Genomic DNA, 15,395 nt, shown 5'->3' with positions numbered 1-15,395 from the left:
TCTCGGACGTGCCCCTCAGCGGCGCCCCGAGCGGCTCGCGGCGAGGAACTCGCGGTTGAGCGTCGTGATGCTCGCGAACGGGATGCCCTTCGGGCACGACGCCACGCACTCACCCGTGTTGGTGCAGCCGCCGAAGCCCTCGGCGTCCATCGTGTCGACCATGTCGAGCACCCGGCGCGCACGTTCGGGGGCGCCCTGCGGGAGCAGGCTCAGGTGGGTCACCTTCGCCGCGGTGAAGAGCGTTGCCGAGCCGTTCGGGCACGCCGCCACGCAGGCGCCGCAGCCGATGCACGTCGCATTGTCGAACGCCAGGTCCGCGTCCGGCTTGGGGACCGGGGTCGCGTGGGCGTCCGGCGAGCTGCCCGTCGGCGCGGTGACGTACCCGCCGGCCTGGACGATCCGGTCGAGGGCCGACCGGTCGACGACCAGGTCCTTGATGATGGGGAAGCCCTTGGCGCGCCAGGGTTCCACGTCGATGACGTCCCCGTCGGCGAAGGAGCGCATGTGCAGCTGGCACGACGTCGTGCGTTCCGGGCCGTGCGCCCGTCCGTTGATCACCACGCCGCACGAGCCGCAGATGCCCTCGCGGCAGTCGTGGTCGAACGCCACCGGTTCGCCGCCGGTTTCGATCAGCCGCTGGTTCAGCACGTCGAGCATTTCGAGGAACGACATGTCCGGGCTGATGCCGTCGACCGGGTAGGCGACCAGCCGGCCTTCGGCGGCCGGACCTTCCTGCCGCCAGACGCGCACGGTGAGTTTCACGTGTAGCTCCGCTGGGTCGGGTGGACGTGCTCGAAAACCAGTTCCTCGCGGTGCAGCACCGGTTCGGTGCCGTACTCCCACGCCGCGACGTGGGCGAAGTTCTCGTCGTCCCGCAAAGCTTCGCCGTCCGGAGTCCGGTGCTCCTCGCGGAAGTGCCCGCCGCACGATTCCTCGCGCGCGAGCGCGTCGACGAGCATCAGCTCGGCCAGCTCCAGGAAGTCCGCGACCCGGTTGGCCTTCTCCAGCTCCTGGTTGAACTCCGCCCCGCCGCCGGGGATCCGGACGTCGCGCCAGAACTCCGCCCGCAGCTCCGGCACCCGGTCCAGCGCCTTGCGCAGGCCTTCGCGGGTGCGGGACATCCCGCAGTGGTCCCACATCAGCAGGCCGAGCTCGCGGTGGAACGAGTCGACCGACCGCGTACCGCGAACCGCCAGCAGCCGCGAAATCCGGGCCCGCACCTCGGTCTCCACCCCGGTGACGGCGTCCCGGGGCACCTCGGCCAGGCGCGTGCCGCCGAGGTAGTCGTTCACCGTCGTGGGCAGCACGAAGTAGCCGTCGGCGAGGCCCTGCATGAGCGCCGACGCGCCGAGCCGGTTGGCGCCGTGGTCGGAGAAGTTCGCCTCGCCGATCACGAACAGCCCGGGGATCGTGCTCTGCAGGTCGTAGTCCACCCAGAGCCCGCCCATCGTGTAGTGGATGGCCGGGTAGATCCGCATCGGCGCCGCGTACGGGTCCTCCGCGGTGATGCGCCGGTACATGTCGAAGAGGTTGCCGTAGCGGGCTTCGATGGCCGGGCGGCCCAGGCGCGCGATCGCGTCGGCGAAGTCCAGGTAGACGCCCAGGCCGCCGGGACCGACCCCGAGCCCGGCGTCGCAGACGTTCTTCGCCGCCCGCGACGCGATGTCCCGCGGCACGAGGTTGCCGAAGCTCGGGTAGAGGCGTTCGAGGTAGTAGTCGCGCTCCTCCTCGGGGATCTCCCCCGGCGGCCGCGGGTCGCCCTCGCGCCGGGGCACCCAGATCCGGCCGTCGTTGCGCAGCGACTCGCTCATCAGCGTCAGCTTCGACTGGTGCTCGCCGGAGCGCGGGATGCACGTCGGGTGGATCTGGGTGAAGCACGGGTTCGCGAAGTACGCCCCGCGCTTGTGCGCCCGCCAGATCGCGGTCGCGTTGGAGCCCTTCGCGTTCGTGGACAGGGAGAAGACGTTGCCGTACCCGCCCGTCGCGAGCACGACGGCGTCCGCGAGGTGCGTCGTGATCTCCCCGGTGACCAGGTCGCGCGCGACGATGCCGCGGGCCCGGCCGTCGACGACGACCAGGTCGAGCATCTCCGTGCGCGCGTGCAGTTCGACGTTTCCCGCGTCGATCTGCCGGGACAGCGCCTGGTACGTTCCGAGCAGCAGCTGCTGACCCGTCTGGCCGCGCGCGTAGAAAGTTCGCTGCACCTGCACGCCGCCGAAGGACCGGGTGTCCAGCAGGCCGCCGTACTCCCGGGCGAACGGCACGCCGGAGGCCACGGCCTGGTCGATGATCTGCGCCGACACCTGGGCCAGCCGGTACACATTGGACTCGCGGGCGCGGAAGTCACCGCCCTTGACCGTGTCGTGGAAGAGCCGGTACACCGAGTCGCCGTCGTTGCGGTAGTTCTTCGCGGCGTTGATGCCGCCTTGGGCCGCGACGGAGTGCGCGCGCCGCGGCGAGTCCTGGAAGCAGAACTGCACGACGTGGTAGCCCTGCTCGGCCAGTGTCGCGCCGGCCGAGCCGCCGGCCAGCCCGGTGCCCACGACGATCACGCGGTGCCGGCGCCGGTTCGCCGGGTTCACCAGCTTCGCGGCGAACTTCCGTTCGTCCCACCGGCGTTCCAGGGGAACGGCGGGTGCCTTGGTGTCGGCGATCGGGTCGCCCACGCGGTAATCGGCCATGGTCAGTGCACCAGTCCTGTCATGATCGCGACCGGGACGAGCGCGTAGCCGCCCGCGACCACGACCGCCGTCGTGCTGCCGAAGATCTTGATCGCCCGTTCCCGCCGGGCACCGGCGACGCCCAGCGTGCGCGCGGCGCTGGCGAAGCCGTGGTGGATGTGCAGGCCCAGCATCGCCAGGGCGACCAGGTAGATCAGGTTCACCCACCAGACCCGGAAGTCCGCCACGAGGTTGTGGTACGGGTCGCCGGGGACGAAGTCCCGGTTCACCGTGCCCACGGTGAAGTCGAGGATGTGCCAGACGACGAACACCGCCAGCGTCGCGCCGCCCCAGCGCATCGTCCGCACCGCGAAGGTCGCCCGCGGCGGCCGCCGGTGGACGTAGCGCACCGGCCGGGCCCGGCGGTCACGGCGGGCCAGCTGCACCGCCGCGGTGCCGTGCAGGACCAGCGCGACGAGCAGGACCGCGCGCTGGAGCCAGAGGAACCACGAGTACCCCAGCACCGGTTCGCCGATGGTGCGCAGCCAGTGGGCGTAGTGGTTGAGGTCGCCGGCCCCCAGGAACGTCTTGAGGTTGCCGACCATGTGCGCGAACACGAAGGCGAGCAGGAGCACGCCGCTCACCGCCATGACGGCCTTCTTGCCGATCGTCGAGGCCCAGAAGCGCCGGACGGCCGAGCGGCGCTTCGCCGCGGGCCGGTGTGCGAGGTTGTTCACCACCCCGTCGACGTTAGGAGCGCATCAACCAGAGGTCAAAGACATGATAACTCTGCCTCCCATAGGCAGCGACTATCATGGCGGCATGCAGTTCCACCAGCTGGCCTACTTCGTCGCCGTGGCCGAACACCGGCACTTCACCCGCGCCGCCGAGCAGATGCGCGTGGCCCAGCCGTCGCTGTCCCAGCAGGTCCGCGCGCTCGAACACGATCTCGGTGCCCCGCTGTTCCACCGGATCCGCGGCAACGTCTCACTCACCGAAGCCGGCGAGACCCTGCTGCCGATCGCGCGGCGGATCCTCGCCGAGACCGAGACCGCCCGGCGGGCCATCCGGGAACTGGACGAGCTCGACCGCGGCCGGGTGCGGCTGGGTGCGCCGCCGAGCCTGTGCACGGGCCTGCTCCCCGCGATGCTCGCGGCGTTCCGCCGCCGGTACCCGGGCATCCAGCTGGAGCTGCACGAAAGCGGGTCGGGCGACCTGCGGCAGCGGCTGGCCGAAGGCGCATTGGACCTGGCGCTGCTGGCGGGCGCCCGGACGACGGCCGACGCCGGTCTGGCGGCGACACCGCTGCTGCTCGAGGAACTGGTGCTGATCTCCGCCGCGGACGCACCGGTGGCCCACACGGGCACCCGCCTCGATATCCGGGAGCTCGCCGACGTCCCCCTGGTGATGTTCCGCCGCGGCTACGACGTCCGGGAAGCCACCGTCAACGCCTGCCGCGCCGCGGGGTTCGAGCCGTCGTTCGCGATCGAAGGCGGCGAGATGGACGCGGTGCTGGAACTGGTGCGCGCCGGCGTGGGCGCCGCGGTGGTCCCGAGCACGGTGGCCGGCGACCGGTTCCTGATGACCCGGTTCACCCCCGACGCCGGCATGACCCGCGTCGTGCAGCTCGTCCACCGCGGCGACGTGGAACCGACCCGGGCGGTGCGCGCGCTGCGCTCGGCGATCGCCGGGTTCGTGGCCGACCCGGCCCGCCGCGCGAGCCTGCCGCCCGGCATCGAGTCCCTTGTGGACGCAGGTGTCACCGCCGCTGACCTCAGCTGAGACCGAACCGCTCGGCGACCGCCGCCATTTCCGCGCGCCGGCGGGCGGGTTCGGGCGTGGACGGCGTGATGACGATCCGGGTCACTCCCTGCCGGGCCAGCGCCTCGACGTCCTCTGTGGACATGTCGGCCGAGCCCCACCGCGTGTACTCGATGTCGTCCGGGTCGCGGCCCGCTTCGCTCGCCGTGGTGCGGACGAGCTCGAATTGGCGACGGCGCTCGTCCGGCGTCAGCATGCCGCCGGGGAAGTACCCGTCGCCGCGGCGGCCGGCGCGGCGGGCCGCGGCCGCGCTGGAACCACCGATGTGGATCGGCAGCTCGCGGACGCCGACCGGTTTCGGAAAGCTGCAGACGGCCTCGAAGGAGAAGAACTCGCCGTCGAAGCCGACGCCCTCTTCACCGCCCGCCCACAGCAACCGCAGGACGTCGATGGCCTCGTCCGCGCGGCGGCCCCGGGTGGCGAAGTCGACGCCGGCCGCCCGCGCCTCGCCGGGCAGCGCGCCCACCCCGACCGTGAGCAGCCGCATGCGTCCGCCGGACAGCACGTCGACGGTCGCCAGCCGCTTGGCCAGCACCACCGGGTGGTGGTACGGCAGCAACAGGACGCCGGTGCCCAGCAGGATGCGGCTCGTGACGGCGGCGACGAAACTCAGGCACTCCAAGGGATCCGCGTACGGCAGCGTCGGCGGCAGCTCCATCGGCCCGATCTTCGCACCCGGGTACAGGGCGACGTGTTCCGGCAGGTACAGGGACTCGAAGCCGCATTCCTCCGCGTCCAGGGCGAACCCCGCGATCGTGTCCGGGTCCGCGCCGAAGAAGGGTGTGCTGTAGCTGATTCCGAACTTCACTCCCGAGAAGCTAGACGTTGCCGCGGACGTCAAGGCAACGAGCGGATCCTCGTCAGGCGGGTGAGGGCGGCGAATCCGTCGTCGGTGCCGGGCCAGTGGGCGCGCACGGCATCGAGCCCGGCACGGCGCACCACCGAGCGCAGGACGGCGCTGACGATGATCGCGTCGTCGGCGTACCCGAGCACCGGGATGAAGTCGGGCACCAGGTCGATCGGCAGCGCGAGGTAGGCCAGCAGCAGGCCGAGCCGGATCCGGACACCGCGCGGCAGCGTCTTGTCCGCGGCCAGCCGGCGGACGAGCCGCAGCACGTCGGGCAGCAGCCGCAGCGCTTCCCGCAGCAGCCCTCCGCGGGGCCGGACGAGCACGAGCGCGACGACCAGGGCGACCCACGCGAGCAGCAGGGCGGCCGCGACCCCGATCAGCAGATCCCACCAGAACGACCCCGTCACCGCGCGAGGCTACGTCCGCACGCCGTCGTGGTCCAGTTGCTTCGCGCGATCGGGGCGGCCGGGTTTTGCGCCTCGTCCACCGGGGAACGCCGCCCGGAGACGGTCGGCAGGCGGAGGTCGGAGTGCTCGGTGGGTTGTTCGCGGTGACGAAAGCCGGGGTGGCGCTGGCCCTCGCCGGCCCGGTCCTCGTGACGCGCGAAGCGAAAAAGGCGGTCTCGGCGATCAGCCCGCTCGTCGGGGAGCTGGCCGCGGGGGCGGCCGGGACGGCGGGGGAAGCGACCCGGACGACCAGCCGCACGGCCGTGCGCGCCGCGCGGGTCGTGCGCAACGCCGCGGGCGCGCGCACGGCCGTCTGGCACGCGGGACGGCGGCTGCACGTGCCGCTGCGGCCGGGCGAGGACGCCGCCCGCCCGGACGGGCCCGCGTTCGCCGCCGAGCTGGCCGCGCACGCCGACGTCGCCGGGGCCTACTGGGACGGCGGGCTCGGCAGCGTGGTCCTGTACCTGGCCGAAGAAGGGGCGGCCGACGACGTCCTCGACCGGATCGCCGCGCAGTGCGGGCGGCACGGGCTGACGCCCGCCGAGCCGGGTGCCTGCGCCCCGGCCCACCCCGGCGACACCTACGGGGTGCGGACGGCGGCGCTCGCGCTGGCGATGGACGTCGCCGGCCTGGCCGTGTCGGCCGGCACCCGCGCGGTGCGCTCCGGACGGCTGCACGAAGGGGTGCGGGCGCTGGTGTCCGCGGCCCGGGAACACCCGGCCGTCCGCGCGGCGCTGGACGAGCGGTTCGGCTGGTACACCGCCGAACTGGCGCGCGCGGGCGTGTCCGCCGCGGTGCGGGGGCTGAGCCAGGACCCCCTCGAACTGGCGCTGGACGCCGTCCTGCGCACCGGGCAGCTCGCCGAGGCGATCGCCCGCCTCGCCGCGTTCGACGCCGGGCACGACGAGCTCTGTTCGCCGGAGCGGCCCAGCCTCGGGGTGACGCCGCCGCCGCGGCGGGTCCGGGCCCCCATGGAGGACTACGCCCGCAACGCCGTCGGTGGCGGCCTGCTCGCCGCGCTGGCCGACCTGCTGGTGCGCCGCAACGCCCGCGAAGCCGCCGAAGCGTTCCTCGCGGCATCCCCGATGCCCGCCCGCTACGCCGACACCGCCTTCCACACCGCGATGGGCACCGCCTTCGCTCGCGAAGGTGTGCTCGTCCGCGACCCGGACCGGCTCAAGGCACTGGACACTGTGGACACCGTGGTGCTGCACGCCGACGCGCTGCACGGCGAAGACGGGCTGGATCCGCACGCCGAGGCCGTGCTGGACGCGGCCCGCCGGGCCGAGGCGCGGGTCGTCATCACCGGCGAGGGCGCGCGCGACCGGCTCGGCGAGTTCGCCACGCTCGCGGACGACGTCGCGGACGAAACCTTCGCCGGGCTGGTGACGCGGCTGCAGGACGAAGGCCGGGTCGTGCTGACCGTCGCCCGTCCGCCCGCGCGGTGCGCGCCGAACTGCGACGAGGTGGCCGGTCTGCTCGCCGGCGATCTCTGCGTCGCGCTCGCCGACCGGAACGCCCCGGTGCTGTGGGGCGCCGACCTCGTCGTCCGGCCGGGGCTGACCGGCGTGTGGCGGGTGCTGCGGGCCGCGGCCGCCGCCCGGGTGAACAGCCGGCGGGCCACCCGGGTGGCCACCGCGGGCGGCCTGATCGGCGGGCTGCTGCTGATGTCGCGCCGCGGGCGGCCGCTGGTCCCGCTCGTGCCCCGGCTGGACCCGGTCGTGCTCGGCGGGCTGACCGGGGTGGCGATGGGCACGCTCGCCGCGGTGCGCGTGGCCGCCACCCGGCCGCCGGCCGGCCGGGCCCGGATCGCCTGGCACGAGCTGACCGGCGAGGAGGTCCTCCGGCGGCTGGCCGCCGCGCGGCCCGAGCCGACGCACCGGGACCTGGCGGCGCGGCGGGTGCGGGCGGTGGCCGGCGCGGTGGCCCGGCACCCGGCCGCGGCGCCGGTGCGGTTCGGGACGGGGCTGGCCGCCGACGTCGCCGCCGAGCTGAACGACCCGCTGACCCCGGTGCTGGCTCTCGGCGCGGTCGCGTCCGCGGTGGTCGGCTCACCGGTCGACGCGCTGCTGGTCGCCGCGGCGATGGGCTTGAACGCCGTCGTCGGCGGCGCCCAGCAGTTCCGCGGCCGGCGCGCGCTGGCGAAGCTGCGGGACGGCGAGCGGCAGCGGGCCCGCCGGCTGGGCGGCCGGGTCGTCGACGCGCGGGCGCTGGCGCCCGGCGACCGGATCGAGCTGCGGGTCGGCGACGTCGTCCCGGCCGACGCCCGCCTGCTGACCGCCAACGACCTCGAGGTCGACGAATCCGCGCTGACCGGCGAGTCGCTCCCGGTCGCCAAGCAGCTCGACCCGGTGCCGTCGGCGCCGATGGCCGAGCGCAGCTGCCTGGTCTTCGCCGGCACCACGGTGGTCAGCGGCGAAGGCACGGCGGTGGTCGTGGCGGTCGGCTCGGAGACCGTCGCCGGCCGCGCGGTCGAGCTGGCCACCCGGACCGCCGCGGCGGTCGGGATCCAGGCCCGGCTGCAGGACCTCACCCGGCGGGCCCTGCCGCTGACGATGCTCGGCGGTGCGCTCGTCACGGGCCTGTCCGCGATCCGCGGCCGTCCGCTGCGCCGGGCGCTGGCCGGTGGCGTGGCGATCGCCGTCGCCGCGGTGCCCGAGGGGCTGCCGCTGGTGGCCACGGTGGCCCAGCGGGCGGCGGCCCGGCGGCTGTCCGCGCGGGGCATCCTCGTGCGCGCGCCACGGGCGCTCGAGGCGCTGGGGCGCTTGGACGTCGTGTGCTTCGACAAGACCGGCACGCTGACCGAGAACCGGCTGCGCGTGGTGACGACGACCGGGCCCGACGGCGAGGCGCGCGAGCCGGAGCCCGGCGATGCGGTGCTGCGGGCCGCCGCCCGCGCGTGCCCGGGCACGCTCGACGACCCCCACGTGCGGGCCCACGCCACCGACCAAGCCGTGCTGGACGCCGCCGGGGCGGACGAGGGCTGGACCGAGCTCGCCGGGCAGCCGTTCGAGGCGAACCGGGGCTACTCGGCCACGGTCGGCCGGGACGGCGACGGTGGGGCGACGCTGGTCGTCAAGGGCGCCCCCGAGACCGTCCTGCCCGCCTGCGCCGGTGGCGACGAACTGGCCCGCGCCGCGGAAGCGTTGGCGGACCAGGGTTTGCGCGTGCTCGCGGTGGCGTCCCGGACGGCCGAGCCGGTGCTCGACGGTGACGACCGGGACGTGCTGGCGGACCTGGAGTTCCTGGGTTTCGTCGGGCTGGCCGACACGCTCCGGCCCACGGCCGAGCCGCTGATCAGCGGGCTGCGCGCGGCCGGCGTGGCGCCGGTGATGCTGACCGGGGACCACCCGAACACCGCGCGGGCCATCGCGACGTCGCTCGGCTGGCCGGCCGACGCCCCGGTCGTCACCGGGGACGAGCTGGCCGCGCTGGACCGCGCCGGCCGGGCCCGGCTGCTCTCCGGCGCCGGCGTGATCGCCCGCGTCGCGCCGGCGCAGAAGCTGCAGGTCGTCGAAGCGCTGCGGGAGGCCGGGCGGGTGACCGCGATGGTCGGCGACGGCGCGAACGACGCGGCGGCCATCCGCGCCGCGGACGTCGGCATCGGCGTGCGGGCCCGGGCGTCGACCGCCGCCCGCACCGCGGCCGACGTCGCGCTGACCGACGAGGACCTGACCGTCCTGCTGGAGGCGGTGGCGGAGGGCCGCGCGCTGTGGCGCAGCGTGTCGGACGCCGTCGTGATCCTGGTGGGCGGCAACGCGGGCGAGATCGGGTTTTCGGTGCTGGGCACGCTGCTGTCGGGCGACTCCCCCCTGGGCACCCGGCAGCTGCTGCTGGTCAACCTGCTGACCGACCTGTTCCCGGCGATGGCGGTGGCGGTCACCCGTCCGGACGACGACGGGGCCGGCCCGGGCGGTCTCGGCGAGGGCCTGTCCCGCGCCATCACGAGCCGCGGCGTGACGACCGGTGTCGGCGCGACGACGGCGTGGCTGTTCGGCCGGTTCACCCCGGGAACCGTGCGCCGCACGAGCACGATGGCCCTGTGCGCGCTGGTCGGCACCCAGCTGGCCCAGACCCTGCGCGGCCGGCGGCGCAGCCCGCTGGTGGTCGGCACCGCGGTCGGGTCCGCCCTGGCGCTGGCCGCGATCGTGCAGACGCCGGGCGTCAGCCAGTTCTTCGGCTGCACCCCGCTCGGCCCGCTCGCGTGGGCCGGGGTCGGGGCGGGCGTCGCGACGGGGGCGGTGACCTCGTCCCTGCCGATCCTGCGTGCGGGCGCGGAGTCCGGTTGAGACGGTCTTCGCGCCGGTTCCGGGGATCTCGAGGTTGAGCGGGGACGGCGGGAACGGTGCGTGGCCCTGCTGTCCGAAGCCGAGGCCTACGCCGCAGCGGAACTGCTGGGGCAGTACGCGCAGCTCGATCCACCGGCCGCCTTGAACCAGCTCGCCGCGTCCCTGGCCAGCCGCCTCGGCGCCTGACCAGGGGGCGTCGGCTTCGCAGCTCAGCGCGGCTTGATCAGGGCGCGATGCCCACGCCGTCGATCCGGCTCCACGCCCTTTCCTGCGCCGCGGTCATGGCGGGCCAGGAAACGTCACCCGGCCGGGGCCGGACCCGGGTGGAGTACGGCGCGGGGCGGTATCCGGCGTCGTAGAAACACCCGCCGCCGTAGGTGCGGTCGTAGGTCCGGCAGGAGTTCGCGATCGAGAGCGGGGCCGGCTCCCGCCCGGTGCGCACCCAGTCGTCGAGGGCGGCGAGGGCGGTGGCGTACTCGGCGACGCTCAGCTCGTCGTGCTCGGATTCCCGGGTGAACGTCTGGACGAGCCGGCTGTCCCGGCCGGCACCGTGGAGGGTCGCGCGGTAGGCCGACTCGTGTTCCACGAAGACCGACGGGTCGTCGATCGCGTGCAGGGTGAGGACCGGGAGGGAGACCTGACCGGTCAGGTCGCTGTCGTAGGAGAGGTCACGGCGGGCGGTGGGGTCGGCCGAGAACCGGGCCACCCCCGCGTTGAGCGCACTGTCGTCGTGCGAGCCGGTGTAGCGCACGCCCTGGTTGCCGAACGGGTTGCGGCCGCCGAGCCGGTTCCCCACGATGTCCTGGAACAGGAAGGTCGCGTACTGCAGGTGCGTCGGCAGCGAGCGTTCCGGGATCGTCGTGACGGCGGTGATGTCGTCCAGGTTCCGCTGTTGCCCGGGCGTCCGGGCGGCCGGTGCCGACGCGATCCCGGTGCACTCCTGGAGCCGGGCGAGCACGTCGTCCGGGGTCAGGGTGGACTCCGCGGGCAGCCCTTGCCACAGCGGGTACTGCGGCTCGTCCGGGCGGGGCAGGTTGCGGCAGTAGTACTGGTAGACCACGCGCAGATCGACGCGGTGGTCGTAGCCGCGGGAGCCGCCGGCCAGCAGGCCGCTCGTCAGCAGCACCCCGTCGTAGGCGCCGCGCTCCCGGCCGTAGGTCTCGGCGACCTTGGCGGCGACGTTGCCGCCGAAGGACTGGCCGTGGACGTAGGTGCGGGCGGGCCGGCCGAACCGCTCGACGAACAAGCGCCGCACGTTGTCGGTGTCGGCGGCGGCCATCCTGACCCCGTAACCGCCGCGCCGGTAGGAGGAGCCGGCCCAGGCGTAGCCCTGCTCGACCAGCACGGCCCACTGCGCCAGGTCTTCCGTGGTGGCGGCGGGATCGGCGGACGCGGCGGGTCCGCCGTGGGCGTGGACGACCAGCGAGCGGTTCCAGCGCTTCGGGACGGCGATCGTGTAGTAGGCGCCGTTGCCGTCCTGGCCGGTGTAACAGGTGGCCTTTCCCACCAGGCCGGACGGGCAGGCGGCCGGCGGCATTGCGCTCGCGCGGCTCGGGACCGCGGTCCCGAGCGTGCCCAGGACGGCGAGCAACGCGCCGGATACCGCCGCACGGCGCCGGCGGGAACGAAGGATGGCGTGGGGCAAGGAACTCCCTTTCGTGGATGTCCGGCTCATTCGGCGAGCAGGCCGGTGAAGAAGTCGACGATCGGCGGTTGCGTCCCCGCGGCGCTGTGGCCCACCCCGGGGACCATGACGTGCCGGACCGCGGTGCCGTGCCGGGTCAGGTCTTCGGCCAGCCGATCCAGCCGCTCCGGCCGGCTGTGGCCGGACTCGCCCATGGCGGCCAGGTCGGCCCGTCCGTCGTCGTCGGCGCCGACGACCAGCAGCACCGGCACCCGGGCGACCGCGGTGGGGTCCACCGTGATCCCGAACCGCTGCCGGGTGTCCCCGATGCCGGCCGGCCAGCCGAGCGACCGATCGAGCAAGGTCACCCCGCCCGGCGCGCTGACCGCGACGGCGGCGAGCCGCTCCGGGTGAAGGTAGAGGAACCGGTGGGCGAACTGGCCACCACCGGAGTGCCCGGACAGCAGCACGGTGTCCACCCGCGCGTTCCACCGGACCCGCACCTGCTCCAGGATTTCGAGCAGCACCAGGTCGAACCGGATGCCGTGGGCGTCGAGGGTCTTGTAGTTGTGCACGTCGTCCGGATCGTCGATGCCGACGGGGAACAGCGGGGTCACGACGATGAGATCGTGCCGGTCGGCGAAGGGGATGAGTCCCTCGCGCAGCGCGCCGACGTTGCGCCCGGTGCCGTGCACGGCCACCAGCACCGGCATCCGGGCCTCCGGAGTCCAGCTCCGGGGAACGTAGGCGCAGTAGCTGCAGCGCGGTTCGCCCGGCGCGGCGAAGAACGGCGTGCGGCCGGTCAGCAGCCGGCGGCCCGGGTGGGCGGCGGGCAGGTCTTCGACACGGATCATGGGGTCTCCCTCGGAATTGGCCCGGGATCGTCGTCGACGACCAGGGCCTCGATGAGCGTGGTGACGGTGGGCGCCCGGTCGACGGTCCAGATCTCGTCGAGCATCCGGCGCCACCGCGCCGCCGTCGTCAGCGGTTCGACCAGGGCCACGAACTTCTGCTCGAACTGCTCGTCGGTCATCGGCGTCCCGTGGCCACCGGGGGCGTTGCGGACTTCGCGGACGAGCTCGCCGCCGGAGGCGAGGCCGATGGTGACCCGGTTGGGGGATGCGGGTCGGCAGCATCGCCGTGAGGGCGGGGTCTTCGCGCACCTCGACGCGGGCCATCAGGGCCCCGACGACGGGATCGGCGAGCGCGTCCGGATCGTACGAGGACGCCGTCAGTTCCCCGTCGACGACGATCCGGTCGCCCTGGCGCAGATCGGTGAGCTGCTCGCGCAAGGCGAGCGCCGCCCACACCGCGGTCTGCATTTCCCCGTTGGTGGGCAGCATTTTCGTGAGCGTCCGGGACACCGCGTACGAGCCGGTGGAGGTGCGGGAACTCGAGCGGCTCCAGGACGAAGGAACCGCTCACCTGCCGCATGAACCCCATCTCGCCTTCGAAGATCGGCGCGGGCCCGGTGAACCCTTCCCGGGCCAGCCAGGCGGAGAAGACCCCGTTCCGGGCGGCGTTCGGCGCGGAAGAAGCCTTCCACGACGACAGTTCGCCCGCCCGGACCTGACGCATCGCGATGTGGCCGTTCAGGGCGACGTTCACCGCCTGGGTGAGCGCGATGGCGGTGACGAGGTCCCGGCCGGACCGCCCTTCGGCCTCGGCGACCGCCAGGCACGCCGGGATGTTGTCGCTGGGGTGGCCGGGCTCGAGCCCGAGGTAGCCGTCGTTGAAGTCCAGGTGGCGCACCATCGTCCCGTTGACGAACGTGGCGACGTCCGCGGTGGCGCGGTCTCTCGTGCCCAGCACCGTCGACGGCCCGGCGGGAAGCGCGCGGGCGAGCCGCCGGGCCGCCCGGCCGGGCTCGGCGCCGAACGCGCCGAGCCCGCAGCCGAGGGTGTCGACCAGCCGTTGCCGGACCGTGTGGATCGCGTGCTCGCCGAGGTCTTCGAAGCGCAGCGCGGCCGCCCAGGAACCGAGGTCGTCGGCGATCACGGCCGGTCGGCCCGGGTGATCGGCAGGCGGGCGAGCGGGACGTGGTGCTGGCCCGCGTGGATGTCCCGGTCCCGCAGCGATCCCTGGCCGATCGGGCGGGGGAAGGAGATCTTCACGACGTTGAGCGACGGGATCCGGAACAGCTGGACGGTGCTTTCCTCGACGCGGTAGAGCCGCGCGATCACGCGCTCGTTCAGGACGGACTCGTCCGCGGCGATCCGGTAGCCCTCGGCGTCGCGCATGAACAGCTCCATGGTGACCCAGAACGGGCCGGCGTTCTTCGAGCGGACCTCGTGGGCCAGCTCCGCGAGGGTGGTCTCAGGCACGGGTCTTCTCCCCCAGCTCGGTGCGGAACAGGTCGGCGGGACCGGCGCAGTCGACGACGTGGTTGAGCACGAACTCGTACGCCACACCGCGCTCGATCTCCGCGGGCGAGAACGGGAACGCGAGACTGGGCAGGTAGTCCATCCCCGGCGTCGGCAGGTGCAGCATCAGCGGGTTGGCGACCTTGGCGACCGCCGTGGCGGTGGCCTGGTCGGACGCGTTGACGAGCAGCATGACGCCGGCCTCGCGCGGCGGCCCGCTCTCCGGCTCGAGGTCGCCCAGCACCGCGTTGTGGCCGTAGAGGCGGAGGTCGAAGGCGTACTCGTCGTCCGCCAGTTCCAGCGTCTGCCCCACCCGCTGCGTGATCATCGTGCGCATCAGCCGTGCCCAGGCGTCGATGTCGGCGAGGATGAGCGGATCGCGGATCGCGGAGAACGACATGGTCTCGTAGCCGGTGATCCGGGCGCCTTCCAGCTTGATCGTGTACTGGTCCGCGACGTGGAACTTCGACCCTTCGACGCGGACGATCCGGTCGTCGACCGCGGTGTACCGCGCGTCCCGGACGTCGAGGGTGCCGGCGGGCTCCCGCATCTCGAACGGGTTGGCGGACTCGTAGAGCATGTGGGCGGCCACCGAGATCGGCGTGCAGGACACCGTGGGGTCGAGTGGCTCGATGGTGAAGCCGTCGGCGTCGATGGTGGCGAGGACCCCGCCCGCGCGCGGGTTGCTCGTGCACTGGCCGCCGCACTCGACGATCTTGGCGGCGTGCCACGTGGGGCCGGCGGGCAGTCCCTTCATGAGCGGGTAGGCGGCCGCGACCGCGGTGTCGGTGGCGCGGCCGGCGAGCACGAGCTGAGCGCCGGCGCGCAGGGCCTCGACGATCGGTTCGTGCCCCATCGCCCCGACGATGTGGGTGCAGCTTTCCAGGGTCTCCGCCCGCAGTTGCCCCAGCGGAGGCAGCGGGTGGATGCGGCCCGCGTCGAGGTGTTCCTTGAGGTCGGCGGCGTTCTGCTCGCTGTAGATCCGCGCGACCTTCGGATCCAGGCCTTCCTCGGCCAGCACCTCGGCGGCGATCCCGGCGACCCAGTCGACGCCGCGGTCGGTCCCGCTCGTGCCGCAGGAGCCCACGATGACGGGGATGCCCGCGTGGGACGACGCTGTCAGCAGGCTGCGCAGGTCCCGCGCCACCGCCTTGGCCGTCGTCTTGGGCGAGGCGGACCCCAGGTAGTGGGGGCCGGAGTCGGTGGACCCGGCGTCGATGCTGATGACGTCGGCGCCCAGCGCGATGCCCCGCTCGATGGTCGCGTGGTCCCAGCCGGCGCCGAGCATGCCGCTCGGCGACAGGACCCGGACCGGGTCGACCCGTTGGCTGTTCATGTTCCC

At 73.9% G+C, this 15,395-nt stretch carries 14 protein-coding genes; 3 read left to right on the top strand and 11 right to left on the bottom strand.

Features of this window, described 5'->3' with window-relative positions:
- Positions 1-15: 15 nt before the first annotated feature.
- Genes AB0M80_RS19755 through AB0M80_RS19745 form a run of 3 tightly spaced genes read right to left on the bottom strand, consistent with a single transcriptional unit; the run spans position 16 to position 3,310 of the window.
- A complete protein-coding gene (locus tag AB0M80_RS19755; protein ID WP_364566507.1) occupies positions 16-762 on the bottom strand; it encodes a succinate dehydrogenase/fumarate reductase iron-sulfur subunit in 747 nt (248 codons plus the stop codon).
- Positions 759-2,681: a fumarate reductase/succinate dehydrogenase flavoprotein subunit gene (locus tag AB0M80_RS19750; RefSeq protein ID WP_364566504.1), complete on the bottom strand. Its 1,923-nt coding sequence runs from the start codon at positions 2,679-2,681 to the stop codon at positions 759-761. The genes AB0M80_RS19755 and AB0M80_RS19750 overlap by 4 nt, the downstream gene beginning before the upstream one ends.
- Positions 2,682-2,683: 2 nt before the next feature.
- Positions 2,684-3,310: a succinate dehydrogenase cytochrome b subunit gene (locus AB0M80_RS19745; RefSeq protein ID WP_364566653.1), complete on the bottom strand. Its 627-nt coding sequence runs from the start codon at positions 3,308-3,310 to the stop codon at positions 2,684-2,686.
- Positions 3,311-3,482: 172 nt separating this feature from the next.
- Here AB0M80_RS19745 and AB0M80_RS19740 point away from each other — a divergent pair, with 172 nt between their 5' ends.
- Complete coding sequence (locus AB0M80_RS19740; protein ID WP_364566501.1) at positions 3,483-4,442, top strand: LysR substrate-binding domain-containing protein; 960 nt, start codon at positions 3,483-3,485, stop codon at positions 4,440-4,442.
- On the opposite strand, the gene AB0M80_RS19735 is transcribed toward AB0M80_RS19740, so the two are convergent.
- Complete coding sequence (locus tag AB0M80_RS19735; protein WP_364566498.1) at positions 4,435-5,289, bottom strand: LLM class F420-dependent oxidoreductase; 855 nt, start codon at positions 5,287-5,289, stop codon at positions 4,435-4,437. The two genes, AB0M80_RS19740 and AB0M80_RS19735, sit on opposite strands and share 8 nt — an antisense overlap.
- A 29-nt stretch (positions 5,290-5,318) precedes the next feature.
- The gene (locus AB0M80_RS19730; RefSeq protein WP_364566497.1) at positions 5,319-5,738 is read right to left on the bottom strand and encodes a YkvA family protein; all 420 of its coding nucleotides are present in this window, start codon (positions 5,736-5,738) and stop codon (positions 5,319-5,321) included.
- Positions 5,739-5,860: 122 nt separating this feature from the next.
- Here AB0M80_RS19730 and AB0M80_RS19725 point away from each other — a divergent pair, with 122 nt between their 5' ends.
- Together AB0M80_RS19725 and AB0M80_RS19720 are read left to right on the top strand one after the other, a co-directional pair.
- Positions 5,861-10,066: a cation-translocating P-type ATPase gene (locus AB0M80_RS19725; RefSeq protein WP_364566495.1), complete on the top strand. Its 4,206-nt coding sequence runs from the start codon at positions 5,861-5,863 to the stop codon at positions 10,064-10,066.
- A 60-nt stretch (positions 10,067-10,126) separates the two neighbouring features.
- Positions 10,127-10,252, top strand: coding sequence for a hypothetical protein (locus AB0M80_RS19720; RefSeq protein ID WP_364566493.1), 126 nt, complete (start codon positions 10,127-10,129; stop codon positions 10,250-10,252).
- A 37-nt stretch (positions 10,253-10,289) separates the two neighbouring features.
- Here AB0M80_RS19720 and AB0M80_RS19715 read toward each other — a convergent pair whose 3' ends face one another.
- Genes AB0M80_RS19715 through AB0M80_RS19690 form a run of 6 tightly spaced genes read right to left on the bottom strand, consistent with a single transcriptional unit; the run spans position 10,290 to position 15,389 of the window.
- Positions 10,290-11,711, bottom strand: a complete 1,422-nt coding sequence (locus tag AB0M80_RS19715; protein WP_364566491.1) for a DUF6351 family protein — start codon at positions 11,709-11,711, stop codon at positions 10,290-10,292.
- 26 nt (positions 11,712-11,737) lie between these two features.
- A complete protein-coding gene (locus AB0M80_RS19710) occupies positions 11,738-12,544 on the bottom strand; it encodes an alpha/beta hydrolase (RefSeq protein WP_364566488.1) in 807 nt (268 codons plus the stop codon).
- Positions 12,541-12,723 (bottom strand): hypothetical protein, encoded by a 183-nt coding sequence (locus AB0M80_RS19705; RefSeq protein ID WP_364566485.1) that lies wholly within the window; start codon positions 12,721-12,723, stop codon positions 12,541-12,543. The genes AB0M80_RS19710 and AB0M80_RS19705 overlap by 4 nt, the downstream gene beginning before the upstream one ends.
- Positions 12,720-13,688, bottom strand: a complete 969-nt coding sequence (locus AB0M80_RS19700; protein ID WP_364566482.1) for an MmgE/PrpD family protein — start codon at positions 13,686-13,688, stop codon at positions 12,720-12,722. Before AB0M80_RS19700 ends, AB0M80_RS19705 begins: the two co-directional genes overlap by 4 nt.
- Positions 13,685-14,014: a DUF4387 domain-containing protein gene (locus AB0M80_RS19695; protein WP_364566479.1), complete on the bottom strand. Its 330-nt coding sequence runs from the start codon at positions 14,012-14,014 to the stop codon at positions 13,685-13,687. The genes AB0M80_RS19700 and AB0M80_RS19695 overlap by 4 nt, the downstream gene beginning before the upstream one ends.
- A complete protein-coding gene (locus AB0M80_RS19690) occupies positions 14,007-15,389 on the bottom strand; it encodes an acyclic terpene utilization AtuA family protein (RefSeq protein WP_364566476.1) in 1,383 nt (460 codons plus the stop codon). Before AB0M80_RS19690 ends, AB0M80_RS19695 begins: the two co-directional genes overlap by 8 nt.
- Positions 15,390-15,395: the final 6 nt, after the last annotated feature.

Origin of the sequence: Amycolatopsis sp. NPDC051045, assembly GCF_040682955.1 — a bacterium.
In the GTDB taxonomy this organism is placed as follows: domain Bacteria; phylum Actinomycetota; class Actinomycetes; order Mycobacteriales; family Pseudonocardiaceae; genus Amycolatopsis.
This window is presented reverse-complemented; position numbering and strand designations above follow the sequence as displayed.